Source organism: Verticiella sediminum, from assembly GCF_007558815.1.
GTDB classification, from domain to species: Bacteria; Pseudomonadota; Gammaproteobacteria; order Burkholderiales; family Burkholderiaceae_B; genus Verticiella; species Verticiella sediminum.
The window spans coordinates 45,796-71,866 of record NZ_VLTJ01000030.1; the positions used below are offsets into that span (position 1 = coordinate 45,796).

Here is a 26,071-nt window from a genome sequence, read left to right on the forward strand (position 1 = left end):
GTGTAGTGCCGGCATCAGAGGACGGGCCAGCGCAACCTCGAACGTTCCGGGTCCGCCCGGCCAATCTTGCGAACACCGCCGAGCTGAGCGGCGCCACATTCGCCGAAACCGCCGCCGCGGCGCTCGCCCCGGCCTTCCTGCGCGACGCTCCCGGCCCCGCGCCCTGCCGTATGCCCGAGATCGTGGTCCTGGGAACGGGTCGCCACGCCGCCGATCCGGCGCAGGACTGCATGCTGCGCGAACTGGGCAATGTGCGCTACGTGCAGCACCCGCTCGAACTCGGACTGCTCCGCCACGCGGGCCTCGACCTGGTCATCGTCGAGACGTCGACGGGCGCGGCCTACGATGTTCCGCATCTCGTGTCGGTCCTGCGCAGCGACCCGCGCATCGGCATCGTCGTGCGGGTGCATGGGCATGCCGAGCGCCTGGCGGCGACGCGCGCCGGCGCGGACCTGTGCGTCTCCAGCCGTCTCGCCGCCGCTGCGCTGAAGCACGAACTGCAGGAGGTGCTGGCCTACTATGGCCGCCCGCCGTCCCCGCGGGCGCCTGCGCCCGAACCCGGCGTCCCGGCGCAAGCCACCGCCCAGGCCGTGCAGACCCCGGCAGGCTGGCGGCTCTCGGCATGCGGATGGCTCTGGCATGCGCCGAATCGCCGCCACATCACCCTGACGGCGCAGGAGCGCCAGGTAGTTCTCGCGCTGCTTGCCCAGCAGCAGTCCGACAGCCTGCCCGCGGGCCCCTCGGCCGAACCGGGCCACCAGGCCCAGCCGCTGGGGACGCGCCAACTCACCATGGCCGTCTGCCGGCTCCGCCGAAAATTCAACGCGGTGGGCGTGACCGCCCCGATCCGCTCGATACGCGGACGTGGCTACATGCTGAGCGCGCCGTGCGCGCGCGAGGGCGAGGCGCCGGCCCTGGTCACGCAGGCCGGCGGCGCGGCAGGTTGACCAGGCTGATACCGGCGAGGATGAAGAGCGCGCCGACGCCAAAGCTCGGCGCGAACGGCTCGCCCAGGAGGAGCACGCCGGCCGCGATGCCGAATACCGGGGTGAGGAAGCTGAAGACGGCCAGCCGGGACGCGAGATAGCGACGCAGCAACCAGAACCAGGCGAGAAAAGTGCCGAAGGCCACGACCACGGTCTGGAACGTCATGCTCGCCCAGGCGATGCCGGTCATGGGGCCGATCTCGTGCACGCCGGTCAGCACCGCGAAGACATACAGGCCGACGGCGGCGCAGACCAACTGGTAGAGCAGCGTACGGCTGGGCGGCGCCTCGGCGATCGCGCTCAGCCGGATCGCCACCGTCGTCATGCCCCAGAGGAAGCCGGCCAGCACGCCGCAGGCGTCGCCCAGCCACATCAGCGCATAGGTCTCACCGCCACCGCCACGCCAGCCGTCGGACATGGCGATCGCCACGCCGGCGAAGGCGGCCAGCACGCCCAAGCCCTGAACGGGCGAGAGCCGCTCGGCGGGCACCCGCCAGTGCAGGCCGAGCGCCGTGAAGATCGGCGCGGTATAGATGAATACGGACATGTGCGAGGCGCTTGTATAGTCAAGCCCGATGGCCACGAACAGGAACTCGCTCGCGAACAGCACCCCGGCCAGCAGGCCGGCGCGCTGGTGCTCGGGCGGGCCGAGCAGCGGCACCCGGCGCACCCGCATCACCGCGAGCAGCATCAGCCCGGCCAGCGCACAGCGGATCGCGATCTGCATGACCGGGCTGATCGACGGCGCCGTGACCTTGACCGCCACCTGCTGTATGCCCCAGGTCAAGCACAGCAGCAGCATGACACCCGCAGCGAAGCGGTCCAGGGGTTTGCGGCGGTCCATTCGGGTCTCCGGTACTGAGATTCTTGTTATGAGATCGAGCCCGGCCCTGGCGCGCGCGTCCCCGCAAGCGCACGCTGCGAGAAAACGGAGCCGGGTCGGGTCGGGCCGCGCCGGCGGCCCGCGTGCTGTCAGTGGCCGCGCTCGACGGCGAACTGCGCCAGCGCCAGCATGGCATCGCGATACGCCGAGGGCGGAAAGGCATCCAGCGCGCGCACGGCGGCCGCGGCCTCCACGCGTGCGGCCTGGCGCGTGTGCTCGAGCGCGCCGGTATCCCGGATCGCCGCGGCCACGGCGGCGAAATCACCGTCGCCGGCCTCGATCGCGGCACGCACCAGGTCGCGCTGCTCGGGCGCGCCGTTGGCCATCACGTGGATCAACGGCAGCGTCGCCTTGCCTTCGCGCAGGTCATCGCCCACGTTCTTGCCCAGTTCGGCCGCTGCGCCACCGTAGTCGAGCACGTCGTCGATGAGCTGAAAGGCCGTGCCCATGCGCCGGCCGTACTCGGCGGCCGCCTCGACGGCGTCGGGCGCGGCGTCGCAGAGCACGGCGCCCACCTGCGCCGCCGCCTCGAACAGGCGGGCCGTCTTGTAGCGCACCACCTGCAGGTAGCGTGCCTCGGTGACGTCCGGATCGTGCACGTTGAGAAGCTGCAGCACCTCGCCCTCGGCGATCACATTGGTCGCGTCGGCAAGAATACGCATGATCTGCATGCTGCCCGCATCCACCATCATCTGGAACGAGCGCGAATACAGGAAGTCGCCCACCAGCACGCTCGCCGCATTGCCGAACACGGCGTTGGCGGTGCTGCGCCCGCGGCGCAGGTCGGACTCGTCGACCACGTCGTCGTGCAGCAGGGTGGCGGTGTGGATGAACTCCACCACGGCGGCGAGCTCGTGGTGCCGCGTGCCTTCGTAGCCCAGGGCCCGGGCCACCATCAGCAGCAGCGCGGGGCGCATGCGCTTGCCACCGGCCTCGACGATGTAGTCGCCGATGGTGCGGATCAGGACGACCTGGGAATCCAGTCGGGCGCGAATGACCGCGTCGACCGCGAGCATGTCGTCGGCTATCGGCGCGAGCAGAGAGGGCAGACTCAAGATGCTTCCAGAAGGAGGTGTAACATTCGCGTACGGGCCACATTCGCGTACGGGCCGCGTACACGCCGCGCGCGGCAGCGCGACAGAACCCGACGATTATACGGGCGCCGTCGGCCAGGGTTTCACCCCGGATCTACTGGCACAGCAAGTTCTTGTTGTCAAGGCCGAAGCCCGGATGCTAGAATCGCATGTTCAGCTTTGGCTGGAACTTTTTTTAGGGGTTTCCTCAATGTACGCGGTCATAAAAACCGGCGGCAAGCAATACCGTGTTGCTGCCGGCGAAAAACTGAAAATAGAACAGATACCGGCAGACATCGGGCAGGAAATCGAACTTGACCAGGTACTGGCCGTCGGCGAAGGCGACCAGATCCAGGTTGGCGCCCCGCTAGTGTCGGGCGCCGTGGTCAAGGCTACGATTCTCTCGCAAGGTCGCCACGACAAGGTTCGCATCTTCAAGATGCGCCGGCGCAAGCATTACCAGAAGCGTCAGGGCCATCGCCAGAACTACACCGAAATCCGCATCGACGCGATCTCGGCGTAATCGGCTGACAGGCTAACCTACACGTTGCCGCGGCGCTGTCCGCGCAACGGTTTCATGGAGTCCAATCATGGCACAGAAAAAAGGCGGCGGCTCTACGCGGAACGGGCGCGATTCGGAATCGAAGCGCCTGGGCGTCAAGGTGTATGGCGGCCAAACCATCCCCGCGGGTTCGATCATCGTGCGTCAGCGCGGCACCCGTTTCCACGCCGGCCCGAACGTCGGCATGGGCAAGGACCACACGCTCTACGCGCTGGCCGACGGTGTCGTCCAGTTCGGCAAGCGCGGCGCGCTGAACAAGTCCACGGTCACGGTCGTCAAGGCCTGAGGCCCGCTGCGTCGCACCGCCAGGCGCTACGCAAGGGCGCGGCGGCAGACGCAGCGCCTCATCGCAAAGCCCCGCCCCGCATCGGCGGGGCTTTGCTTTTTTCGCCGAAGGTTTGGCCTTACAGTCTATCGACAGTCTCGCGCACTGCGACCGGCTTCCTCCCGCTGCCGCAACGCCGTGCCCGCGGGCATCCAGACCCGCATGCGATGAGCGGCGCCGAACTGTGGCTCGGCGCCTCCCGACCCTGGCGGACGGGCTCACACCGCCAGTCTCCGCCGGCCTCGTCCGGCACGAACAGGAATACCTGAAGCCATGAAATTCGTCGACGAAGCCACCATCGAGGTCCACGCCGGCAAGGGCGGCAACGGCGTGGCGAGCTTTCGCCGCGAGAAATTCATCCCCAAGGGCGGACCCGACGGCGGCGACGGCGGACGCGGCGGCAGCATTTACGCCGTGGCCGACCGCAACATCAACACGCTGATCGACTATCGCTACGCCCGGCTGCACCGCGCGCGCAACGGCGAGAACGGCCGCGGCAAGGACCAGTACGGCGCGGGCGCCGAGGACATCATCCTGCGCGTGCCGGTGGGCACCATCGTATTCGACGCCGACACCGGCGAGCAGATGTTCGACCTCACCCGGCATGGCGAACGCGTAGTGCTCGCCCAGGGCGGGCGCGGGGGCCTGGGCAACCTGCACTTCAAGTCCAGCGTGAATCGCACACCGCGCCAGTTCACGCCCGGCGAGCCGGGCGAATCGCGCCGCCTGCGCCTGGAACTCAAGGTGCTCGCCGACGTCGGCCTGCTCGGCCTGCCCAATGCCGGCAAGTCCACCCTCATCCGCAAAGTGTCGAACGCCCGCCCGAAGGTCGCCGACTACCCCTTCACCACGCTGCATCCCAACCTGGGGGTGGTGCGCACGAAGGCTGAACGCAGCTTCGTGATCGCCGACATCCCCGGGCTGATCGAGGGCGCTTCCGAAGGCGCCGGCCTGGGCCACCTGTTTCTGCGCCACCTCGCGCGCACCCGCGTCCTGCTGCACCTCGTGGACAGCGCGCCGCCCGAGGCACCCGAAGATCCCGTTGCCTACGCCGCCGGCCAGGCCCGCGCCATCGTCGAGGAACTGCGCCGCTACGACGAAAGCCTGTATGAAAAGCCGCGCTGGCTCGTGCTGAACAAGCTCGACATGCTGCCCGACCCGGACGCCTTTCGCGTCGCCCTGGTGCAGGAGCTGGGCTGGCAAGGGCGGGTGTTCTCGATCTCGGCCCTGACCGGCGCCGGCACCCAGGAACTCGTCTATGCGCTGCAGGACTACCTGGACGAGGAGCGCGCCAAGGAACAGGCACTCGAACCTGTCGAGGAAGACACCGGCCCGGCCGAGCCGGAGGGGCCGCAGGTCGACCCGAAATACGCGGACGAGGACCCGCGCTTTCGGTAGCCATCCGCATCAGTCCACGCGCACCGCGCTGCCTCAACGCGCGGTGAACGGGCCGGCGCCGGAAAGCGAGCGCATGAAGCGGGCTTCGGTGCCCGGCACTCTCGCCGAGCGCACCGGAGCTGGCTGGCCGCGGGAGACAAACCGGCCGCGGCCGGCGGCGGCCTGCAGAGTACCGGCCTCGACCACCGCCTCGCCCCGGCTGAAGACAACGTCTGGCCAGCCGGTGATCGTCATGCCCTCATAGGGTGTATAGCCAACCGCATCGTGCAGGTCGGCCCAGGTGATGCGGCGTTCACGAGCCGGGTCCCAAACGACGATGTCGGCGTCCGCGCCAGGCGCGATCGTGCCCTTGCGTGGGTGCATGCCGTACATGAGCGCATGGTTGGTGGAGGTGAGCGCAACGAACTGGTTGAGCGTGATGCGCCCCTTGCGCACGCCCTCGGAAAACAGCAGCGGCATGCGCACTTCGAGCCCGGGCAGGCCGTTGGCGATCTGCTTGAAGGTGGTCGCCTCACCGCTGGGCAGCTTGCCGGTCTCATCGAATCGATAGGGCGCGTGATCCGAGGAGAACAGTTGCAGCGTGCCGCCCGCCAGGGCGCGCCAGAGCGCCGCCTGCGAAGCGGGGTCGCGCGGCGGGGGGCTGCAGCAGAACTTCGCGCCTTCCACGCCGGGCAGATCGAGATCGTCGGCGGTCAGCAGCAGGTAGTGTGGACACGTCTCGCCATGTACCGGCGCGCCGAGCGTGCGTGCAGCATGAATGGCCTGCGCTGCACCCTGCGTGGACACGTGCACGATCATCACCGGAACGTCGAGCAGCGAGGCGAGCTGGATCGCGCGGTTGGTGGCTTCGGTCTCGGCCACCGGCGCGTGGCTGGTGGCGTGGTACTTGGGCGCGGTCAGGCCATGGCGCAGCAGATGACGGGCCACCCAGGTGATGACGTCGTTGTTCTCCGCGTGGACCATGGGCAGCGCCCCCTCGCGCGCAGCGATCGCGAACACCTCCAGCAGTTGGGCGTCGTCGAGCTTCAGGCGCTCGTACGTCATGAACACCTTGAACGACGTGATGCCCTCGCGGATCAGCGACGGCAGGTCGGTCTCGAGCGTCTGCGGGGTGGGATCCGAGACGATGAGGTGATAGCTGAAGTCGATGACGGATTTCGCCGCCGCACTGGCGCGGTACTGCTCGGCCACCTCGCGCAGCGACTGCCCGCGATGCTGCGCGGCGAAGGGCACGATGCAGGTGTTGCCGCCGTAGGCTGCGGACACGCTCGCCGAATACCAGTCGTCGGCACACAGCACGCCCATGCTCGAGAGCTGCTCGACATGGCAGTGGCTGTCGATGCCGCCCGGCATGACCAGACGACCGGCTGCGTCGTAGTCCCTGCGTCCGGGGGAAAGGCGTTCGGCGACGGCGGCAATGCGCCCGTCGACGATACCGATGTCGCCCTGGAAGTCATCCGTCGCGGTGATGATCCGGCCATGCCGGATGGTGAGATCGAATGCGCTCATGCGTGGGGTTCCTCTATGTCGGCGTGACGCCCGGTCGGACACCGCCAGATCATGCAGGCTTATCGGTACACAGTAAACCTCGCGCACGTCCGGGGCGCGGCGCAGCCCGTATGCGCCAACCCATTGAATAATCTCGACTTGCTCCCACTCGTCCGGATGAATCCTGGCGGGCGCTAACCTTCGGTTAAGGCCGCGCGACAGAAATTGATGCCCACGTCCATGCCTGAATGTCATCCCCCTGGCGGTGCGTGGCGGGAGGCACGGACACCGAAACGGTGCATACATGCACCGCCTCGCCCTATGTCCGCATCGGCGGTTAAGACCGACCGACACTCACGCAGCCGTCCCCGCGCGCCGGTCGCCTCATAATCGGCGGATGACCGGGCAAGAGCGTATGGCTGCGCACATCGTCCCGCCCGGACAGACCATGGAGATGACGATGGACTTTGCTGGCACTTTGGTGGCCAACGGGGAACCGTTCGAGGTCACGCTGCGCGGGCCGGACGGCGCCCCGGTCGTGATGTTCTCGAACTCGCTGGGCACGCGCATGGAAATGTGGGGAGCGCAGGCCGCGGCGCTGGCATGCGATTATCGTGTCCTGTGCTACAACCCGCGCGGTTTTCATCCGCAAAGCCGCGCCGACGGCGACTTCGACATCGCCCTGCTCGGGCAGGACGCGCTGGCCATCCTCGACGAACTCGGTATCGCGCAGGTCCACTGGTGCGGGATTTCGCTCGGCGGCGTGATCGGTCAATGGCTGCTGTTGCATGCTCCCGACAGGCTGGAGCGCACGGTTCTCGCCAATACCTCGACTTGGTTCGGCGGGCCCGACGGCTGGCTGCCGAAGATCGCCATGGTCCGGGCAGAGGGCACCTCCACCGTGGCCGAAGGCACAGCCCAGCGCGTGCTCACCGCGGGCTTCGCCGACGCGCACCCCGACGTGGTGAGCTTCGTGCGCGACATGGTGGCCTCGGCGCCGGCACGCGCCTGGGCCGGCTGCGCGGCCGCCCTCGCGCACGTCGACCACCGCGGTCGCCTGCGTGAAGTTTCCCGGCCGGTGCTCGTCATCGGCGGAACCGAGGACGTGACCACGCCGTATGCGGCGTCGCGCGAACTGCACGGCGAACTGCGCGGTTCCTCGCTGGTCGCCCTGCCGAGCGCCCACCTCTCCAACCTCGAGCAGCCCACGCGCTTCAACGAGGTGCTGCTGGCACATTTGCGGGCGTGAGCGCACGCGGGTATCGCCAGACGGGAGCAGAACGACATGGGCACGGTTCAAGTAGACGACGTCAGACACGGAATTTGGCACGGCTATTGCTTGAAAATGTCATGGCATCCACCTCGTTCCAACCGTCCATGCCAGGTCGACACGGCGCCGGGAGCCGGCCATGAACCTGCGGCAGATGGAGGTCTTCCATGCCGTGATGACAACCGGTTCGATCAGCGACGCCGCGCGTCTTCTTCACGTCTCGGCGCCAGCAGTCAGCCGTGTGCTGTCGCATACGGAGAGCCGCCTCGGCTTTCCGCTGTTCGAACGCATCAAGGGGCGACTCTACGCGACATCCGAAGCACGGCACATTTACCAGGAAGTGGAGCAGATCCACCGCCGCGTCCAGCGCGTGTCGGACCTGACGCATGAACTCGCTGGCCGCCGGCAGCGCAGCCTGAGTGTGGCGTCCAGTCCGTCCATCGGGCAAGTCCTCGTACCGCTCGCACTGGGGCTTTTCCGCCAGGCGCATCCCGGCGTCAAGCTGCACTTTCGCTGCCTGAGCCACGCGGCGCTGCAGGAACGGCTGTTGACCGGGGAGATCGACGTCGGCGTGTCGATCCTGCCGATGAGCCATCCGAATCTCGAGTCGGTGCCGCTGGTGATGGGCCGGCTGCTGTGTCTCTGCCCGCCAGCGCATCAGCTCGCTCGGCGCAAGGAGATCGGCATCGAGGACTTGCGCGACGAGTTCATCATCACGTATTCGCGGGGCACCCCTTTCGGCTCACGCATCGAGCGCCTGTATGCCGATAACGAAGAGGTACTACGCAGCGCGACGGAGGTCGGCTCGCCTCAGAACGCGTGCGCCCTCGTTCACGCCGGCGCGGGTGTGGCACTGGTCGACGAATTCTCGCTGCTCGCCTGGCCGATGGGCGATTTCCGTGCGCTGCAAGTGCGCAATGCGCCGCCCATCATCGCCGACCTCGTTCACTTGAGAACCGAGTCCCTGTCGCCGCTCGCCCATGCGTTCGCGCAGGCGCTGCGTCAGGTGGCCCATGACAGCAAGCTCGCCGTGCCGCATCGCGAAGGCGACCTGACGGTCGTCTGATGCCGGCGGCTCTGGGGCCCGGAACGGCGCTTGCCGCGACCACGGCCTCCCATGCACTGCATCGCACACGAATGGCGCCTTACTGCACCGTCGCGAGCCGTGCCCTTAACCCAGTATTAACGCAGCGGTACAAGAAGTCGCGCGACATTGCCGGGCGGCCCTACCCATAATGACTTCACCCTGCAGCCAGGTGCGGGTGAAGGGTGCCACGCGGCGTCCCGCCGCCTCGTGCCCCCAGCTCGCCACGTCCCGACTCTCATAGGAAAGCGCCATGAAGCTCCACCCTTTGATCTCTCACCGGAACCGACGTGCCCTCGCCCGCAGCGCGATCGCATGCGCCGTCGCGGGTTGCCTGGCCGGCCCACTGCAGGCGGCGGAAGGGCCCGTGCTGCGCTATGGCATCGAAATGGAGCTGGCCACGCTCGATCCGGTCCGCGTCTCGAACAATTGGGAGACCATGGCGGCGGTGAACCTCTACGACACGCTCGTGTTCCCGGATCCCGAGCAGGGCCTGATCCCGCGCATCGCCGAATCGTGGGAGGTTTCCGAAGACAAGAAGACATACACCTTCAAGCTGCGTGACGGCATCCCGTTCCACGACGGCAGCCTGATCACCGCTGAAGACGTCGTGTTCTCCATGCAGCGCACCCTGGCGATGCCGGGGCTGTCCGGCGGCTATCTGCGCAACGTCGACCCCGAGCGCCTCGAAGTGCTCGACCCGCAGACGGTCCGCTTTCACCTGAACTCGCCCGACCCGGCCTTTCTGCGCGCGCTGCTGCACATGAAAGTACTCAACAAGAAGTTGATCACGGCGAATCTCGCGGAGGGCAGCTACGGTGAGCTGGGCGACTACGGCGCGCGATTCCTGCTCACCAACGACGCCGGTTCCGGGCCCTACATGCTGACCGCATTCCGCGCCGGCGATGTGGCGGTAATGACCCGCTTCGAGGACTACCCCTTCGCCGACTGGAAGCCGAACTCGCCACACGAGCTGCGCCTGCAGATCGTGCCCGAGGCCGTGACCAACATCACCAAGCTGCGTGCAGGCGAGCTCGACGCCGGACCGCTGTCGATGGCGCCGCAGATCCTCAAGCCCATCGACTCCGATCCGCGCATGACGGTGGAGAAGCATGCGCAGCTCGCCACCTACTACGTCACGATGAACAACACTCGGCCCCCGCTCGACGACGTGCACGTGCGCCGCGCCATTTCGTACGCTTACGATGTCAACACCGTGATGAACCACATCCTGAGCGGCGGCACCCCCGTAGCGGGTCCCGTGCCGGGCCAGTTGCTTGGCGACTGCGAGGGCATCCCGAGCTACGCTTTCGACCTCGAGAAAGCACAGGCCGAACTTGCGAAGTCGAAGTACAGCGCAGCGCAACTCAAGGCATTCAACCTCGACATCGCGGCGGTCTCGACCAGCGAGCCGTTCAAGAACATCGCGCTCATGCTGTCCACCACGCTGAGAAAGATCGGATTGAACGCCTCGGTCAAGCCCGCGCGCTGGGCCGACATTGTGCAGGCGGCCACCAAGCCGGACACCGCCTTCGACATGGCGATCTACTACGACTCGGCGCGGCTGGGCCATCCGAGCCAGCTCATGATGTACTACACCGAAAGCGGCTGGGGCGCGGCGTATCCCGGGGGCGGCATCTACTGGAGCAGCAGCGAGGTGGATACCCTGCTTTCCGAGGCGGCCATGCTCGATGACAACAGCCCCGAACAGAAGCGCGCTTACTGCGAGGCGAACAAGCTGATCGCCGCCGACGCGCCCGCCATCTTCTCCCACTCGGCGCTGCGCACGCTACCGCACTGGAACTACGTCAAAGGCTTCCGAGCCGACGCCGGCGCGCCGTTCTTCGACCTCAGGTTCGAGGGCTACGAGTTCGACCTGGACGACCCCGCCTACGTCCAGAACCATGGCCGCAGTCGCTGACGGCACCAGCACAATGGGAGAGGAACAATGCGCCTGATCGAACGGCTGACGCACATGCTGGTCGTGCTGCTTGGCGTCTCGATGCTGATGTTCTTTCTCGTGCGCGTATTGCCGGGCGATCCGGTGGCCGCGGCGTTGGGCGAAGGCGTAGACCAGGCCCAGGTGGAGAAGCTGCGCGCCCAGATGCGGCTCGACAAGCCGATTCCGCTGCAGTACCTGAGCTATCTCGGCGACCTCGCCCGCGGCCACTTCGGCCCTTCATTGATAGAGTCGCGCGACGTCGGGCAGATCATCCGCGAACGGTTGCCGGCCACGCTCGAGCTCGTCCTCGCGGGTCTGTTCATCGCGGTGGTGGTCGGGCTGCCCCTCGGCGTGATCTCGGCCATACGGCGCAACACCAGGATCGACCATGCGGCGCGGGTCATCTCGTTGAGCGGGGTGTCGTTCCCGGAGTTCTGGGTAGCGCTCATGCTGCAGCTCGTGTTCGGCGCGTGGCTGGCCATGCTGCCGGTGACCGGACGGCTGAGCGGGCCTGCACCTGCCGACATCACCGGCCTGTATCTGCTCGACAGCCTGCTCACGGCGAACGGTGCCGCCTTCTGGGATTCCGCCCGGCACCTGCTCGCACCGGCCTTCGTGCTCGCGCTCGGGCCCATGACGAACATCGCCCGCATGGTGCGCAGCTCGATGCTCGACGAGTTGGCAAAGCCGTATCCGGCGCTGAGCCGTGCCGTCGGCATCCATCCTTTCATCGTCAATATGAAGTACGTGCTGCGCAACGCCTTTTCCTCGACGCTCACCGTGATCGGCTTTCTCTTTCCGCTCATGATCGGCGGTGCCTTCGTCGTCGAGAACGTATTCGCCTGGCCCGGCATCGCCCGCTTCGGGGCCGCCGCGATCGTCGCCAATGACTACAACGCCGTGGTCGGCATCACCCTGGTGGTGTGTCTCTTTGTCGTGGTCATCAACTTCATCGTCGAGGAACTCTATACCGTGCTCGATCCCCGTATCCGTCTGGGAGCCGAATCGTGACGCTGTCGGCGATGCGCTCTCCCACGCCGCCGCCCGCCGCCGCGCCCTCCGCCGCCACGCCCAGGCGGCGCACCGGCCTTGCCCGCGGCTGGCACCGCTTTCGCTCCAACCGGCTGGCGTTCGCCGGCACCCTGGTGCTCGTCGTCCTGCTCGTCGTTGCGCTGCTCGCGCCCTGGATCGCACCGTATCCCGACGACATCGCCGACGCTGTGCACTTCGACGTCTTGTTGCAGCCGCCAAGCTGGCAGCACTGGATGGGCACCGACGAGGCCGGCCGCGACGTTCTCACCCGCGTCATGTACGGCGCGCGCCTGTCGTTCATGATGGTGGCGATCGTGCTGTCGATCGCGGTGGCGATCGGCGTACCTGTCGGACTCGTCGCCGGCTACTTCGGCGGACGCATCGAGCAACTGCTGATGCGCATTACGGACGTCTTCTCGGCGGTGCCCGCGTTGGTGCTCGCGCTTGCGATCACGGTGGTGCTCGGACCGAGCCTGGAGAACGCGATGATCGCCCTGGGCTTCGTCTGGTGGCGCGGCTTCGCCCGCATCGCGCACGGCCGCACCCTCTCCATCAAGCAGGAGAACTTCATCACTGTCGCCCGCACGCTGGGGGCCTCGCACCTGCACATCATGTTCCGCGAGATTCTGCCCAACATGACCTCGTCGCTGCTGGTCTCGCTCTCGCTGAACGCTGGCTATGCCATCCTGGTCGGCACGTCGCTGAGCTTTCTCGGCGCGGGGGCCAGCCCGCCTGCGGCCGAGTGGGGGCTGATGGTCGCAACCAGCAGGCACTACCTGCCGGACGCCTGGTGGGCCTCGATGTTTCCGGGCCTGGCCATCTTCGTCACCGTCATGAGCTTCAACCTGCTCGGCGACGGTCTGCGGGACTTCCTGGGAGAGGACTGATGAGCACCTCCGATCCCGTCGTCGTCATCGACCACCTCGCTCTCGACTTCCAGACGCCCGACGGCCTGGAGCGCGTGCTGCGCGACGTCCACATGGAGATCCACGCTGGCGAGATCGTCGGCCTGGTCGGCGAGAGCGGCTGCGGCAAGAGCGCGACCGCCAAGCTGCTGCTGGGCGTGCTGCCGATGCCGCCGGCCAGGATCGCGTCCGGCCGGGTGACGATGTTCGGCAAGGACATCGCCACGCTGCACTGGCGCGAGCGGGAACTCGCCAAACGCTACATCGCCTACGTCCCGCAGGACCCGATGGCCGCGCTCAACCCGTCTTTCACCGTCGGCGAACAGATGCTCGACCTCATCATCTGGGAGGCATGCGGCCGCACGCTGGCGGCCTACGCATGGAACCGGCGGCGCCGCGCCCGCGTCGCGAGCGCCCGCGACCGCGCGATCGAGCTGCTCGAGAAGGTGTACATCGCCGATCCGGCCGAGGTGCTGGGACGCTACCCGGTACAGTTGTCCGGCGGCATGCGCCAGCGCGTGCTGCTCGCGATGGCGCTGAGCGGCAAGCCCAGGCTGATGATCGCGGACGAGCCGACCACGGCGCTCGATGTCACGGTGCAAAAGCGCACCATCGATCTCATCAAGGACCTGGCGGCGCGCGAAGGGCTGGCCGGCCTCTACATCACGCACGATCTCGGCGTGGCGCGCGAGATCTGCGCACGCACCTACGTGATGTATGGCGGCACCACCGTCGAGAGCGGTCCGACGGCCGCGCTGCTGGAGGCGCCTGCGCACCCGTACACGCAAGGGCTGCTCGCGGCCCAGCCGGATCTCGGCGGCGGCATGCCGAGCGGCATTCCCGGCCAGGTGCCGGACTATCTCGCGCCGCCGCCGGGTTGCCGGTTCGCGCCGCGCTGCGGCGAACGCTCGGCAAGCTGCGAGGCGTTGCCCGCGGCGCGCGCCTATCCCGGCGGGCGCACCGTCGCGTGCTGGGCACGCGCAGAGGAGGTGCCGGCATGAGCGGACGCGACGCGTTCTTCGAAATCTCGAACGTCTCCAAAGTGTTCAACGTGAAGCGGCGCCGCGGCAAGGGGTGGCTTGCGCGCACCGAGAAGGTGCCGCTGCGGGCGGTGGACAAAGTCGACCTCTCGGTGCGGCAAGGCCAGACAGTGGCCATCGTCGGCGAGTCGGGTTCGGGCAAATCCACGCTGGCCAACATGATGGCGCGCGTGACGCTGCCGACCGAAGGCCGGATCACGCTGGAAGGCGAAGACCTCGCGGCGGCCTCCGGCGCAAGGCTTCGGACGCTGCGCCGCCGCATCCAGATGGTGTTCCAGGATCCCGGCTCGTCGCTGAACCCTCGCCAGACGGTCGAGGACATCATCGGTCTGCCGCTTCGTCTGGACGGCATGCGGAACAGGCGCGAGCGGCTGGCACGGGTCAAAGCCTTGCTCGAGGCGGTTCACCTGCCGCCCGATACCGTGCTGCGCTCGCCGTCGTCGCTCTCGGGCGGGCAGAAGCAGCGGGTGAACATCGCACGCGCGCTGGCCCTGCACCCGCAGGTGCTCCTGCTCGACGAGCCCACGTCCGCCCTCGACGTCTCGGTCCAGGCGCGGATCCTGAGGCTGCTGGTCGAGCTGCGCGAGGCACACGGGCTGACCTACGTCATCATCACGCACAACCTGGGAGTCGTGCGTGCCATCGCCGACAGCGTCGTGGTCATGTATCTCGGCCAGATCGTGGAGACCGGCAGCGTCGACGACATCATGCGCCGCCCGCGCCATCCCTACACGCGAACCCTGATCGCCGCCATTCCCATCGTGCGCGAACAGGAGCGCGCGCTCCTGCCCAGCACCGAGACCATCGACGGCGACGCGCCCTCGACGCTCGATCGGCCGGCGCATTGTGCCTTCTATTCACGATGTCCGATGCGCGTCGACACTTGCCGCACGAAGCCGGCGCCGCCCCTGCAGACCGGCCCCCACGGCATCGCCGTGCGCTGCCACCGCGTGGACCTGGCGGCCGACGTGTCGGCCGCGCCCGTTCTGGCGCTCGCGTCTTAACGAGACATTAAAAGCTCACCATATCTTGTCATTCGACACCCCCGGTGCCGGTGCCAATAATGACCACAGGCCGACGATCACACATCGCCGTAACGCTCAACGCGACTTTGAGGGCAACACCATGAACGAGCCGGTATACGCGCCGTCCTTGCCAGAGATCAGGGTAGACGCCAAGGAAGAGATCCCCGTCCTGGACCTTGGCCCCTACCTCGCCGGTGAACCCGGCGCGCTGGACCGGCTGGCGGAGGAACTGCGCCATGCGCTGGAGAACGTCGGCTTCTACTTCGTGATGAACCACGGCATCGACCAGGCGCTGATCGACGGTACGTTTGCGGCCGCGCGCCGCTTCTTCGACGAACTGCCACTCGAGCGCAAGATGGCGCGGCGCTTCAACCAGCACAACGTCGGCTACGAGCCGATCGGCGGTTCGGTCACGCGCCATTCGAAGATCAACGAGAACAACAAGCCGAACCAGGTCGAGTCCTACTTCATCAAGCGCGACCTGCCGGCCGAGCACCCCGACGTCGTCGCCGGCGTGCGCTTCCGGGCGCAGAACCAGTGGCCGGAAGACCTGCCCGGCTTCCGGGAACAGTGCGTGGCCTATGCAGCCGCCGTCGAGCGCCTGGGCAAGTCGCTGGTCCCGGTGTATGCCCGCTCGCTCGGCCTGCCCGCAGACTACTTCGACAAGGCGTTCGAAGAGCCGATGTTCACGCTGCGACTGTCTCACTATCCGCAACGTCCGCCTCAGCAGGAGGAAGACGTATTCGGCATCGCGCCGCACACCGATACCGGGTTCATGACCTTCCTGCCCTTCAACGAAGTGGCAGGGCTGTCGATCCGCTTGCCGACCGGCCGCTGGGTCGACGTGCCCGGGCTACCCGGCTCGTATCTCATCAACAGCGGCGATATGTTGCGCCGCTGGACCAACGACCGCTTTCTCTCGACCCCGCACCGAGTGATCAACCGGTCGGGCCGCGAGCGCTACGCAATCCCGTTCTTCATGGACTGCGACATCCGCTGGCGCATGGAATGCCTGCCGACCTGCCTCGAGCCGGGCCAGACGCCGAAGTACCCGCCCATCACGTACACCGAGTACATGAGTTGGTACCGCGCGCAGAACTATGCCGCGCCGCCCACCGACGAGGCCTCTCCGGCCGCCTGACCCCTCCCGCCGGAAACTCCGAAGCACGCATACAAGGATTCGTCACCATGACAATGTCTCGTCCCCTCGGGCTGGCCGTCGCCCAGATGGGCCCGGTCCACCTCTCCGACACGCGCGCTCAGGTCGTCAAGCGCCTGGTCGACATGCTGCGCGAGGCACACTCCCGAGGCGCGCGACTCGTGGTCTTTCCCGAGCTCGCGCTCACGACGTTCTTTCCCCGCTACTGGATGACCGAGGCCGAGGCGGTCGAGCGGTTCTTCGAGAAGGAGATGCCGAACCGCCAGGTGCAGCCGCTGTTCGACGCGGCCCGCGAACTTGGCGTGGGCTTTTATCTCGGGTACGCCGAGATCACTGCCGAGGGCCGCCGTTTCAACACCTCGATCATGGTCGACAGCAGCGGCGCCATCGTGGGCAAGTACCGCAAGATCCACCTGCCCGGCCATGCCGACCACAAACCCGAGGCGCCGTTCCAGCACCTGGAAAAGAAGTTCTTCGAGGTCGGCGACATGGGCTTTCGGGTCTATGACGTCGATGGCGTGAAGACCGGCATGTGTCTGTGCAACGACCGCCGCTGGCCCGAAACCTATCGTGTGCTCGCGCTGCAGAGCGCCGAGCTGGTGGTGCTCGGCTACAACACGCCGTCGCTCAACATCCACTGGAACGAGCCGGTCCATCTGCGCACCTCGACCCATCTGATATCGCTCATGGCCAACGCCTATCAGAACGCAGTGTGGGTGGCGGCCGCCGCCAAATGCGGTGCCGAGGATGGCTTTCACATGATCGGCAGCTCAGCCATCGTCGCGCCGACCGGCGAACTGGTCGCGCGCAGCGTCACGGAGGACGACGAAGTCGTCGTGGCGCACGCCGACCTGGCGATCGGCGACAACTTCCGCGAGCACGTCTTCAACTTCGCCAAGCACCGCGCGCCGGAGCACTATCGACTGATCGTCGAGCGTGTCGGAGCCGGCGAGCCGATCGCATGACACTCCGGAACACCATCGCCATCGTCAACCCGAACTCGTCGGTACACGTCACTGACGGGATCGCGCAGGCGGTGCTTCGCGCCCATGGCGCATCGGAACCCTTCACCTTCCTGACCTTGCACGACGGCCCGCCGGGCATCGTTACGCAAGCCGACGTGGAACTGGCATCGAGCCGGGTCCGGGCCTGGGCTGCCAGCTCGGCCGACCGGTACGGCGCCGTGGTCGTCGCCTGCTTCAGCGACCCTGGCGTGGCCGAGGCGCAGGCCGCGAGCGCGACTCCCGTCATCGGCTTGGGAGAAGCGGGCCTGCGGCAGGCTGCCGCCAGAGGCGAGCGGGTCGGGGTGATCGCCGTCGCGAGTGTGGCCATCGAGCGCCACATGCGCCGCTGGCAACGGCTCGGCCTGGCCGCGCACGTGGCCGGTGAGCGCGGGCTGGATGTCAGCGTGCAGGCTTCCGGCGACCCCGAGGTCGCCTGGCACCCTATGCTTAAGGCGGCGCAACGCCTCATCGGCGAGGACGGCGCCGACGTGCTCCTGCTCGGATGCGCCGGGATGGCCGGGTTGGCCGCACGCCTCGAGGACACCGTGGGCTGCCCAGTGGTCGAGCCCTGCGCAGCGGCCGCGTCTGCGGCGCTGGCCCTGGCGACGGATGTGCGTCCGGCATGAATGCACGTGATCCCGCCATGTCCCAGGCTGTCGTGCGCCGCGTCGCCTGGCGCGGCAGTGTGGGTGTGCTGGGCGGCATGGGCCCCATGGCGAGCGGGGCCTTCGTCTGCCGCCTGACCGAGCTCACCCCCGCGTCGTATGACCAGGCCCATCTGCCGCTGCTGCTGTTGAGCGATCCGCGCATCCCGGACCGCTCGGCCGCCAGGCTGTCCGGCGGTCCGGACCCGTTGGGCGCCATGCGCGAAGGGCTGCGGCTGCTGGAAAGACAGGGCGTAGCCTGCATCGCCATCCCGTGCAACACCGCGCACCTTTGGTTCGATCCACTGCAGGACAGCGTGGCCGTGCCCATCCTGCACATCGTCGAGGCTGTCATCGGTGATCTGCGCCGCCAGGCGCTGGACGGCGCTCCGATCGGCATCATGGGAACCGCCGCGACGCTCGCGCTGCGCCTCTACCAGGACCCACTGCAGGCGTGCGGCTTCGATGTCATCGCACCACGGGACGGCCATGTCCAGGCATGCAGCACCGCAGCGATCGCAGCGATCAAGGCCAACCGTCACGATGAAGCCTACGGGCATGCGCGTCGGGGCATCGACGCCCTGGTGCAGCTCGGCGCCTGCGCCGTCGTCCTTGGCTGCACCGAGCTGCCGCTCGCCCTGCCGCACGCGCGGCGCGGCGAGCTGCCGGTGCCCGTGACCGACTCCATCGATGCGCTCGCGCGCGCCGTCATCGAGCACATGCGGCTGTCCCATGCGTCGCCCTCGGGGCTCAGCCCAGGCCTGATCCCGGCTTACTGCTTCGATGCGCTGGACGGCGAGTGACGCTGCCCGTTCCCGCCCTCTACGCGGAAGTGTGGGCGCAAGTGTGAGCCTCCTCCGCCCGCTCTGCGGGCACCTCTCCTCCCAAGACGGAGGCGGCGCGCGTCCTCCGGGCGGCCGTCCACGCCCCCGCCCCACCGACGGTGCATAATATCGGCCCTGCCCGCGGCGACCCGCAACCCCGCCGCCCCCACCTCATGAACACCGAATCCGTCATCGCCAACGCCAGCCGCCTCGTCGTGAAGGTGGGCTCGTCGCTGGTCACCAACGAAGGCCGCGGGCTGGACCGCGAAGCCGTGGCTGCCTGGGCGGCCCAGATCGCCGCCCTGCGCAAGCTCGGCAAGGAAGTCGTCCTGGTCTCCAGCGGTGCCGTCGCCGAGGGCATGGCCCGCCTGGGCTGGGCCCGGCGCCCGAAGAACATGCATCAGTTGCAGGCCGCCGCCGCCGTCGGGCAGATGGGCCTGGTCCAGGCCTACGAGACCGCCTTCGCCGCGCACGGACTGGCCACCGCGCAGATCCTGCTCACGCACGAGGACATGGCCGACCGCGAGCGCTACCTGAACGCCCGCACCACCCTCTATACCCTGCTGCAACTGGGTGTCGTTCCCATCGTCAACGAGAACGACACCGTGGTCACCGACGAGATCCGCTTCGGCGACAACGACACCCTGGGCGCCCTCGTCACCAATCTCGTCGAAGCCGGCGCGCTGATCATCCTCACCGACCAGCGCGGGCTCTATTCCGCCGACCCGCGCAAGCACCCCGACGCCAGGTTCGTCGACCATGCCACCGCCGGCGATCCCGAACTCGAAGCCATGGCCGGAGGCGCCGGCAGCAACGTGGGCACCGGCGGCATGCTGACCAAGATCATCGCCGCCAAACGGGCCGCCGGCAGCGGCGCCAGCACCGTGATCGCCTCGGGCCGCGAACCCGAGCTGCTGGTGCGCCTTGCCGCCGGGGAATCCATCGGCACCACGCTGCACGCGCGCATGGCCATGTGGTCCGCGCGCAAGCGCTGGCTGGTCGATCACCTGCGTCTGCGCGGCCGGCTGCAGATCGACGAAGGCGCGGTGCGCGCCCTGTGCGAGGATGGCAAGAGCCTGCTGCCCATCGGCGTCGTCGCCGTCGAGGGCGAGTTCGAGCGCGGCGACGTGGTCGCCTGCCACGACGCCAGTGGGCGCGAGTGGGCGCGCGGCCTCATCAACTATTCGTCGTCCGACACTCGGCGCATCCTGCGCCAGCCGTCCAGCCGCATCGCCGAGATCCTGGGCAGCAGCAACGAGCCCGAGCTGATGCACCGGGACAACCTGGTGGTGCTGCGCGCGGGCGCGGGCGGCTGAGCCGCCCATCACGGATCAGCGCAGCATCGCGGGGCCCGGTGCGATGGGGCAGACCGGCCAGGCCAGCCCGAACACCGCCGCGCTCGCTGCGACGGCCAGCGCCAGAGTCCCGTAGTAGGCGCCCAGCGCAACCGCGACCACCAAGCACGGCCAACGGCCGTCGGATTCATTCGAACCACAACGACATTCATTGTCGCAAGAATTCGATGAATCTATGCATGAGAGCATAAGCATCGCGGCACCCCAGTCTTCGCTTTGCGTCATTACCCACGCTCACGCGCAGCGCAGCCGGGGCCGGGAAGCCATCGCGTATGCATCGATGAAAATCACGCATGCCGTACGTCGAGGCCAGCGCCCCCCGGCCGGAAGACGCCCGCAGGCCCGGCGACGGGGCCGTGCGCCGCTTGCGTCTGAAGGGGGGAGCCCGCCCCTTGCCACCGGCCGCCGTGGCGTCGAGTCGATGCATCCACGCGTGCTGCGCGGCATCGGTCGCGGCAGAGCGATGCGCGGCTCCCATCAACTATTCGTCGTCCGGCACTCGGCGTATCATGCGTCAGCCGTCGGGCCGTATCGGCGAGATTCTGGGCAGCGGCAACGCGCCCGAACTGAGGCACGGGGACAACCTGGTCGTGCTGCCCGGCAAGGCATCCTCCTGACACTACCCGCGGGGCATTCATGTCCGTCCATGTGTTCGCCTATGGCGTCCTGGCCTTCGATGACATCGTTCAGGCCATCACCGGCCACATCTACGACACCGAAGACGCCGTCCTGCCGGATTTCCGGCGCTACGGCCTGCCCCACCCGGGCGGCAAGACCTACGCTGCGATCGACGCGCACCCCGGGCACGACGTGCAGGGGCGCCTCATCCGGAACGTCACGCTGCAGGATCTTGAACTCTTCGACCGGGTCGAGGAGCTCAAGACCGGCTACTACGTACGCCAGCGCGTGCGCGTACGCGTGGCCGATCAGGACTGCGACGCCTACGCCTACCTCGTCGGCCCGACACGCCGGCACACGCTGGCCGGCGACTGGGTGCCGGCGGCCTTCGGCCCCGAAGAGGTCCAGACCTTCATCGACCAGGACCTGCCGCGGATTCTGCACCCCTTCCCCTGTTGACAGGCCCTCGAGGGCGAGGATTGCGCATTGCCGCGTAGTCACTCGCGCAAGACCGCCTCCGCGCCCGTCCGCGCCTCCTCGTCCGCCTGCAACGGCCGGTCGGCCGCGGCGGCGTCCGCCTGAATCCAGCGCACCGCCTGCTCGGCGATCATGATGGTGGGCGAGTTGGTGTTGCCCGAGGTGATGAAAGGCATCACCGAGGCGTCCACCACGCGCAGCCCGCTCACGCCATGCACGCGCAGCCGGGCGTCGACCACCGCGCCCGCGGCGGGGTCGGGGCCCATGGCGCAGGTGCCCACAGGGTGGAAGATCGTCGTGCCGATGCGCCCGGCGGCGGCCTCGAGCCCGGCGTCGTCGTCGATGTGCGCGCCAGGCAGCCACTCTTCGGGGCGATAGCGCGCCAGCGCGGGGCTGGCGGCGATGCGCCGAACCAGCCGCAGCGAGTCCACCGCGACGCGGCGGTCTTCCGGCGTGCCGAGATAGCACGGAGCGATGCGCGGCGGTGCCATCGGATCGGATGCGACGACGTGCACGCTGCCGCGCGAGGTGGGTCGCAGATTGCAGACGCTGGCGGTGAAGGCGTCGAAAGGATGCAGCGCCTCGCCGAATGCGCCGAGCGACAGCGGCTGGACATGGAACTCGACGTTCGGCCGCGCCTGCGCCTCGTCGGACTTCGCGAAGACGCCGAGCTGCGACGGCGCCATGCTCATGGGGCCGGTGCGGCGCAAGGCGTACTCCAGGCCGATGCCGAGCTTGCCCCAGTGGCTGGCCGCCAGCCGGTTGAGGGTCTTGACCCCCGCCACTTTGTAGACGGCGCGCAGTTGCAGATGATCCTGCAGGTTCTCGCCCACGCCGGGCAGCGCGTGCAGCGGCGCGATGCCCGCGCGCTGCAGCCGCGCCGGATCGCCGATGCCGGACAGTTCGAGCAACTGCGGGCTGTTGAGCGCGCCCGCCGAGAGGATCACTTCGCGCCGGGCGCAGATGACCCGGCGCGTCTGGCCGGTCTGCACCTCGACGCCGACGCAGCGCCGCCCCTGCATGACGAGCCGGGTGACGAGCACGCCCGTGCGCACCTGCAGGTTGCCGCGCCGGCGCGCCGGACGCAGGAAGGCTTTGGCGGTGTTCCAGCGCCAGCCGCGCTTTTGGTTGACGTCGAAATACCCCACGCCGAAGTTGTCGCCGCGGTTGAAGTCGTCCACCCGGGGGATGCCCTGCTCCTGGGCGGCGTGCGCAAAGGCTTCGAGGATCTCCCAGCGCAGCCGCTGGGCCTCCACTCGCCATTCGCCGCCGCTGCCATGCCAGAAATCGGCGCCGCGATGATAGTCTTCGCTGCGCTTGAACACGTCCAGCACGTTCTCCCAGCCCCAGGCCGGCTCGCCGGTGTGTTCGGCCCAGCGCTCGTAGTCCTCGCGTTGGCCCCGCATGTAGATCATGCCGTTGATCGAGGAAGAGCCGCCCAGCACCTTGCCGCGCGGATAGGCGAGCACACGGCCGGCAAGCCCGGCCTCGGGCTCGGTGCGGTACAGCCAGTCGGTGCGCGCATTGCCGATGCAATAGAGATAGCCCACCGGGATGTGGATCCAGTGGTAGTTGTCATGCGAACCGGCCTCGAGCACCAGCACCTGGGCCCGCCCGTCGGCGCTGAGCCGGTTGGCCAGCACGCAGCCGGCCGAGCCCGCGCCGACCACGATGTAGTCGTATGTCTCCATGTCTCCCCTGGGGGCCAGTCGCGGGCGGCAGTCTGATGGCTGCCTCGTTCCCACGGCGGCGGACCCGGGATAGCTTAGCTCGTGCCCGGCACGGCTGTCATGTGCGCCGAGGGAGCCCGGCCCGGTCGTACCCTGCGCCCGGATGCAGCCGTATCAGGCCGTCGCCCGGGGCGAGGCCTCGGCCACGATCGCGCCGAGCCGGCGCAGGGCTTCTTCGACCCTGGGCGAATAGCCCTCGCCGCAACTGATGCGCATGTAGTGCTCGAAGCGCCCGGTGTTGGAGAACAGCGTGCCCGGCGTAATGGCGATGCCGGCGCGCAGAGCCGTCTCGAACACGCGCCAGGACGAGCAGCCGGCCGGCAGTTCGACCCAGAGCAACATGCTGCCTGACGGTACGCAGGCGCGCGTGCCGGGCGGGAAGTGCTGGGCGACGGCAGCCGCCAGGCGGCTGCGGTCCCGGCGCAGGGTCAGCCGCAGCGCGTGCAGGTGGCGGTCGTAGACACGGGCCTCGAGCACATCGGCCACCGCGGCCTGGGCCAGCCCCTCGTTGGCGCGGCTCATCGTGAACTTGAGCATCGCCGCGCGGCGATGCCAGCGGCCAGCGCTCATCCAGCCCAGCCGCATGCCCGGCGCGAGCGTCTTGTGCAGCGAGGCGCAATACATCACGTTGCCGCTGCGATCCCAGGACTTGAGGGCGCGCAGCGGGACGTCGTCGTCGGCCAGCAGGCCGTAGCTGTCGTCTTCGATCAGCGGCACGCCGCGCGCCTCGCACAGGGCCACCAGCCGGGCCTTCTCGGCGTCGGGCATGATGCTGCCGAGCGGGTTGTGCAGGTTGGGCACGGCCACCACGGCGCGAATGCCGGGCTGCGTCTGCAGCGCGAGGTCCAGCGCCTCGACCGACATGCCGGTCTGGGGGCTGACCGGGATCTCCAGCGCGCGCAGGCCCAGGCTCTCGAGGATCTGCAGCAGGCCGAAGTAGGTCGGCGATTCCACCGCCACCGTATCGCCGGGCGACGTGACGGTGCGCAAGGCGACGTTGAGCGCCTCGGTGCAGCCGTGGGTGATGATGACATCGTCGGCCGAGGGCGTCATGCCCTGGCTGTAGGCGCGGCGCGCGAGGGCTGCGCGCAAGGCCGGATGCCCCTGGCCAGGCGCGCCGCGCACCATCCACTGCGCCTCGTTGCGCAGCGCCCGGCCCATGGCCCGGCGCAGCTCGTCCAGCGGGTAGCAGTGGGACGCGGCGACGGCGACCGAGAGATCCACACGGACGTCGCTGGCTGCGCGCCGCGCCACATACTCTGAAATGCGGTGGTGCACGCCGACGTACTGCGCGGCATCGATCACGCAGTCCGGCTCGCGCGGCGGCGGCAGCGCGGGACGCACGGCGGTGCGCACGAAGTAGCCGGAACGCGGCCTTGCCTCGAGCAGGCCTTCGGTCTCCAGTTCCCGGCATGCCTGCAGCGCGGTGGACAGGCTGACGCGGTGCACGCGCATCAGCGTGCGCACCGACGGCACGCGCTCGCCCGGCGTCAGCGCGCCCTGCAGAATGGCGTGCCGGTAATGCGAGGCCAGACGCTGATACAGCGGTTGTGTGGAGTCCATGGCTTAATGGTGAGCGCAGGTGCGCCGGCGCGACAGGTACAGAAACCCGTGCCAGCCACCATAACAGACGGCCTATTGTGTCATCTGTTACGGTACAAGAGCGCACATTGTGTGGCTGTTTTGACGGACGCGTCGAGCGTAGCCTGTTCCTGACGATAGCCCGGTACCCGCCACTGCGGGCCGGGCCACGCCGAGGAGCCCCTGTCATGCGTCTTGCCCCGCCCCCACCCGACGAAATCCACCTGCCGCCCGGCGCGACGCAGGGCTATGCCGTGCGTCGCGGCACCGTCATCGTCTGCCGCGCCGGACACGTCGAACTCGAGCTGCCCTCGCCCGGTCTGGACGAGCTCGGTCATGTGCTGCGCCTCGCCCTGCGTCAGGGAGAGACCTGCCTCATCGAGGATGCCGGCTGGCTGCGCTGCCATGCCCGCGCACCGGCTCGCGTGCTGCGCATCGACCCGCCGGCGCGGGCAACCTGGCTGCGCCCCTTCCGCGCGCTACGGGTACGTGTCATGCTGCGTCTGGCGCCGGAGCGGCGCACCAGCCCGCCCTGAACGCCGCCGGCAAGCAGCTCCAAAGCCGAACGCCGAAGATCATGAGAAGGGGATGGATAGGCAAAGCACTCGTCCATACGGCGCTTGCCGGCCATCTCGCCCTACGATCACCCGGCCGCGGGATACCGCGCCGCGCTGCGGCCAACAATCCGCGTCCACACGCATCTTTGTTCTGTCCTCCATGGATTTCGGCTCGTTCCTGCAGAATCACCTCTACGCCGCCCTCGTCCTCGGCAGCTTCGTGGAAGGCGAAACCACGGTCGTGCTGGCGGGCTATGCCGCCCACCAGGGCTATGCGCCCTATGCGGCGGTGGCGGCCGTCGCAGCCGTGGCCAACTTCCTGCTCGATCTCGGCTGGTACCTGCTCGGCCATGCGCGAGGCGAATGGCTACAGTCGCGCTGGCCGGCGGTGCGGCGCGGGGTCGAACTCATGCGCCCGCGCGTACTGCGCAACCGGCACGCCGTCGTCTTCCTGGTGCGCTTCATGTATGGGCTGCGCACCGTCGGGCCGATCGCGCTCGGCATCATGCGCGTGCCGCTGCGCGACATGCTCGTCTTCGGGGCGCTCGGCGCCACCGTCTGGGCAGTGCTCTTCAGCGCCATCGGCTATGCTTTCGGCCGCGCCGTGACTTTGTTCCTGCATAGGCTGGCCCACGAGGAGGCCTGGGTCGCCGCGGCCCTGGGCCTGGGCACGCTCTGCTTCGTGCTGTACCGGCGGCACCGGTCGCGGCAAAGCGATGCGCGGCCGGTCAGTGCGGAGCGCGGGTAGCGGCAAGGTGGCCGATCGTATATATGTACCCACTTTTGCCAGAGTCGACGCTGAGCGTGCCTGGCAAGAAGCCGCAGCACGGGCACGTCGGCTCGTGCCGCGGCAGCTTGATCAATCCTCGAACACGTCGTCCAGCCTCGCCGCATCCAGCACGCGCAGCAGCCATATCTGAAGGGTGTCGACCGACGCGGTCTGCACGCGCTCGCGGGCGTGCGTGGGCAGCGGGCCGAAGCGGCGTTCGAGCTGGGACGACAGCGCCTGGCGCAGCCCTTCGTGACGCCCTTCGCCGCGTCCTTCCAGACGCCCCTGCGCCAACCCCTTCTCGATCCCGATGCGCTCCACACTCGTCACGTAAGCCACG

General features: G+C 68.3%; 27 protein-coding genes. 20 read left to right on the forward strand and 7 right to left on the reverse strand.

Going from position 1 to position 26,071, the window contains the following annotated elements; all coding sequences use genetic code 11:
* The first annotated feature begins 5 nt into the window (after positions 1-5).
* The gene (locus FOZ76_RS17305; RefSeq protein WP_170235507.1) at positions 6-947 is read left to right on the forward strand and encodes a helix-turn-helix domain-containing protein; all 942 of its coding nucleotides are present in this window, start codon (positions 6-8) and stop codon (positions 945-947) included.
* Here the strand turns inward: FOZ76_RS17305 and FOZ76_RS17310 are convergent.
* Together FOZ76_RS17310 and ispB are read right to left on the reverse strand one after the other, a co-directional pair.
* The gene (locus FOZ76_RS17310; protein ID WP_143949544.1) at positions 919-1,830 is read right to left on the reverse strand and encodes a DMT family transporter; all 912 of its coding nucleotides are present in this window, start codon (positions 1,828-1,830) and stop codon (positions 919-921) included. The two genes, FOZ76_RS17305 and FOZ76_RS17310, sit on opposite strands and share 29 nt — an antisense overlap.
* Before the next feature lie 128 nt (positions 1,831-1,958).
* A complete protein-coding gene (ispB, locus tag FOZ76_RS17315; protein ID WP_143949545.1) occupies positions 1,959-2,924 on the reverse strand; it encodes an octaprenyl diphosphate synthase in 966 nt (321 codons plus the stop codon).
* Positions 2,925-3,153: 229 nt separating this feature from the next.
* On the opposite strand from ispB, the gene rplU reads away from it, so the two are divergent.
* The 3 genes from rplU to obgE all read left to right on the forward strand — a co-directional run bounded on the left by rplU (position 3,154) and on the right by obgE (position 5,227).
* Positions 3,154-3,465, forward strand: a complete 312-nt coding sequence (gene rplU, locus FOZ76_RS17320) for a 50S ribosomal protein L21 (RefSeq protein ID WP_143949565.1) — start codon at positions 3,154-3,156, stop codon at positions 3,463-3,465.
* A gap of 67 nt (positions 3,466-3,532) precedes the next feature.
* Positions 3,533-3,790 carry a 50S ribosomal protein L27 gene (rpmA, locus tag FOZ76_RS17325; protein ID WP_143949546.1) on the forward strand — a complete coding sequence of 86 codons (258 nt, stop codon included), beginning with the start codon at positions 3,533-3,535 and terminating at the stop codon, positions 3,788-3,790.
* 312 nt (positions 3,791-4,102) lie between these two features.
* Complete coding sequence (obgE, locus tag FOZ76_RS17330; protein WP_143949547.1) at positions 4,103-5,227, forward strand: GTPase ObgE; 1,125 nt, start codon at positions 4,103-4,105, stop codon at positions 5,225-5,227.
* A 33-nt stretch (positions 5,228-5,260) separates the two neighbouring features.
* On the opposite strand, the gene hydA is transcribed toward obgE, so the two are convergent.
* The gene (gene hydA, locus FOZ76_RS17335; protein ID WP_143949548.1) at positions 5,261-6,736 is read right to left on the reverse strand and encodes a dihydropyrimidinase; all 1,476 of its coding nucleotides are present in this window, start codon (positions 6,734-6,736) and stop codon (positions 5,261-5,263) included.
* A gap of 439 nt (positions 6,737-7,175) precedes the next feature.
* On the opposite strand from hydA, the gene FOZ76_RS17340 reads away from it, so the two are divergent.
* The 12 genes from FOZ76_RS17340 to proB all read left to right on the forward strand — a co-directional run bounded on the left by FOZ76_RS17340 (position 7,176) and on the right by proB (position 19,960).
* Positions 7,176-7,964: an alpha/beta fold hydrolase gene (locus tag FOZ76_RS17340; RefSeq protein WP_170235508.1), complete on the forward strand. Its 789-nt coding sequence runs from the start codon at positions 7,176-7,178 to the stop codon at positions 7,962-7,964.
* Between the two features lie 160 nt (positions 7,965-8,124).
* Positions 8,125-9,051 (forward strand): LysR family transcriptional regulator, encoded by a 927-nt coding sequence (locus FOZ76_RS17345; RefSeq protein WP_143949550.1) that lies wholly within the window; start codon positions 8,125-8,127, stop codon positions 9,049-9,051.
* Positions 9,052-9,322: 271 nt separating this feature from the next.
* Positions 9,323-10,990: an ABC transporter substrate-binding protein gene (locus tag FOZ76_RS17350; protein WP_143949551.1), complete on the forward strand. Its 1,668-nt coding sequence runs from the start codon at positions 9,323-9,325 to the stop codon at positions 10,988-10,990.
* 27 nt (positions 10,991-11,017) lie between these two features.
* Positions 11,018-12,022 (forward strand): ABC transporter permease, encoded by a 1,005-nt coding sequence (locus FOZ76_RS17355; RefSeq protein ID WP_143949552.1) that lies wholly within the window; start codon positions 11,018-11,020, stop codon positions 12,020-12,022.
* Positions 12,019-12,930, forward strand: coding sequence for an ABC transporter permease (locus FOZ76_RS17360; RefSeq protein ID WP_246129593.1), 912 nt, complete (start codon positions 12,019-12,021; stop codon positions 12,928-12,930). The genes FOZ76_RS17355 and FOZ76_RS17360 overlap by 4 nt, the downstream gene beginning before the upstream one ends.
* Positions 12,930-13,949 carry an ABC transporter ATP-binding protein gene (locus FOZ76_RS17365; RefSeq protein ID WP_143949553.1) on the forward strand — a complete coding sequence of 340 codons (1,020 nt, stop codon included), beginning with the start codon at positions 12,930-12,932 and terminating at the stop codon, positions 13,947-13,949. Before FOZ76_RS17360 ends, FOZ76_RS17365 begins: the two co-directional genes overlap by 1 nt.
* Positions 13,946-14,992 carry an oligopeptide/dipeptide ABC transporter ATP-binding protein gene (locus FOZ76_RS17370; protein ID WP_143949554.1) on the forward strand — a complete coding sequence of 349 codons (1,047 nt, stop codon included), beginning with the start codon at positions 13,946-13,948 and terminating at the stop codon, positions 14,990-14,992. The genes FOZ76_RS17365 and FOZ76_RS17370 overlap by 4 nt, the downstream gene beginning before the upstream one ends.
* A gap of 25 nt (positions 14,993-15,017) precedes the next feature.
* Entirely contained in the window at positions 15,018-16,154 is a 1,137-nt protein-coding gene (locus FOZ76_RS17375) for an isopenicillin N synthase family dioxygenase (protein ID WP_143949555.1), read from the forward strand.
* Between the two features lie 47 nt (positions 16,155-16,201).
* Complete coding sequence (locus FOZ76_RS17380) at positions 16,202-17,137, forward strand: N-carbamoyl-D-amino-acid hydrolase (protein ID WP_246129594.1); 936 nt, start codon at positions 16,202-16,204, stop codon at positions 17,135-17,137.
* Positions 17,134-17,802, forward strand: coding sequence for an aspartate/glutamate racemase family protein (locus tag FOZ76_RS17385; protein ID WP_143949556.1), 669 nt, complete (start codon positions 17,134-17,136; stop codon positions 17,800-17,802). The genes FOZ76_RS17380 and FOZ76_RS17385 overlap by 4 nt, the downstream gene beginning before the upstream one ends.
* Before the next feature lie 17 nt (positions 17,803-17,819).
* Complete coding sequence (gene cuyB, locus FOZ76_RS17390; RefSeq protein WP_143949557.1) at positions 17,820-18,623, forward strand: cysteate racemase; 804 nt, start codon at positions 17,820-17,822, stop codon at positions 18,621-18,623.
* A gap of 194 nt (positions 18,624-18,817) precedes the next feature.
* Entirely contained in the window at positions 18,818-19,960 is a 1,143-nt protein-coding gene (gene proB / locus FOZ76_RS17395; protein ID WP_143949558.1) for a glutamate 5-kinase, read from the forward strand.
* 15 nt (positions 19,961-19,975) lie between these two features.
* Here proB and FOZ76_RS28205 read toward each other — a convergent pair whose 3' ends face one another.
* Positions 19,976-20,104, reverse strand: a complete 129-nt coding sequence (locus FOZ76_RS28205) for a hypothetical protein (RefSeq protein ID WP_281283013.1) — start codon at positions 20,102-20,104, stop codon at positions 19,976-19,978.
* 188 nt (positions 20,105-20,292) lie between these two features.
* Between FOZ76_RS28205 and FOZ76_RS17400 the strand changes: the two genes are divergently transcribed.
* Both FOZ76_RS17400 and FOZ76_RS17405 read left to right on the forward strand, forming a co-directional pair.
* Positions 20,293-20,616, forward strand: a complete 324-nt coding sequence (locus FOZ76_RS17400) for a hypothetical protein (protein WP_143949559.1) — start codon at positions 20,293-20,295, stop codon at positions 20,614-20,616.
* A gap of 19 nt (positions 20,617-20,635) precedes the next feature.
* Entirely contained in the window at positions 20,636-21,076 is a 441-nt protein-coding gene (locus tag FOZ76_RS17405; protein ID WP_143949560.1) for a gamma-glutamylcyclotransferase family protein, read from the forward strand.
* Positions 21,077-21,114: 38 nt separating this feature from the next.
* On the opposite strand, the gene FOZ76_RS17410 is transcribed toward FOZ76_RS17405, so the two are convergent.
* Together FOZ76_RS17410 and FOZ76_RS17415 are read right to left on the reverse strand one after the other, a co-directional pair.
* Entirely contained in the window at positions 21,115-22,785 is a 1,671-nt protein-coding gene (locus FOZ76_RS17410; RefSeq protein WP_143949561.1) for a GMC family oxidoreductase, read from the reverse strand.
* Positions 22,786-22,938: 153 nt separating this feature from the next.
* Positions 22,939-24,387 carry an aminotransferase-like domain-containing protein gene (locus FOZ76_RS17415; RefSeq protein WP_143949562.1) on the reverse strand — a complete coding sequence of 483 codons (1,449 nt, stop codon included), beginning with the start codon at positions 24,385-24,387 and terminating at the stop codon, positions 22,939-22,941.
* Positions 24,388-24,593: 206 nt separating this feature from the next.
* Here FOZ76_RS17415 and FOZ76_RS27550 point away from each other — a divergent pair, with 206 nt between their 5' ends.
* Together FOZ76_RS27550 and FOZ76_RS27555 are read left to right on the forward strand one after the other, a co-directional pair.
* Positions 24,594-24,941, forward strand: a complete 348-nt coding sequence (locus FOZ76_RS27550) for a hypothetical protein (RefSeq protein WP_170235509.1) — start codon at positions 24,594-24,596, stop codon at positions 24,939-24,941.
* A gap of 181 nt (positions 24,942-25,122) precedes the next feature.
* Complete coding sequence (locus FOZ76_RS27555) at positions 25,123-25,710, forward strand: DedA family protein (RefSeq protein WP_170235510.1); 588 nt, start codon at positions 25,123-25,125, stop codon at positions 25,708-25,710.
* A gap of 111 nt (positions 25,711-25,821) precedes the next feature.
* Here the strand turns inward: FOZ76_RS27555 and FOZ76_RS27560 are convergent.
* Positions 25,822-26,071, reverse strand: a 250-nt coding sequence (locus FOZ76_RS27560) for a DUF4351 domain-containing protein (protein WP_246129596.1), incomplete at its 5' end; no start/stop codon positions are given.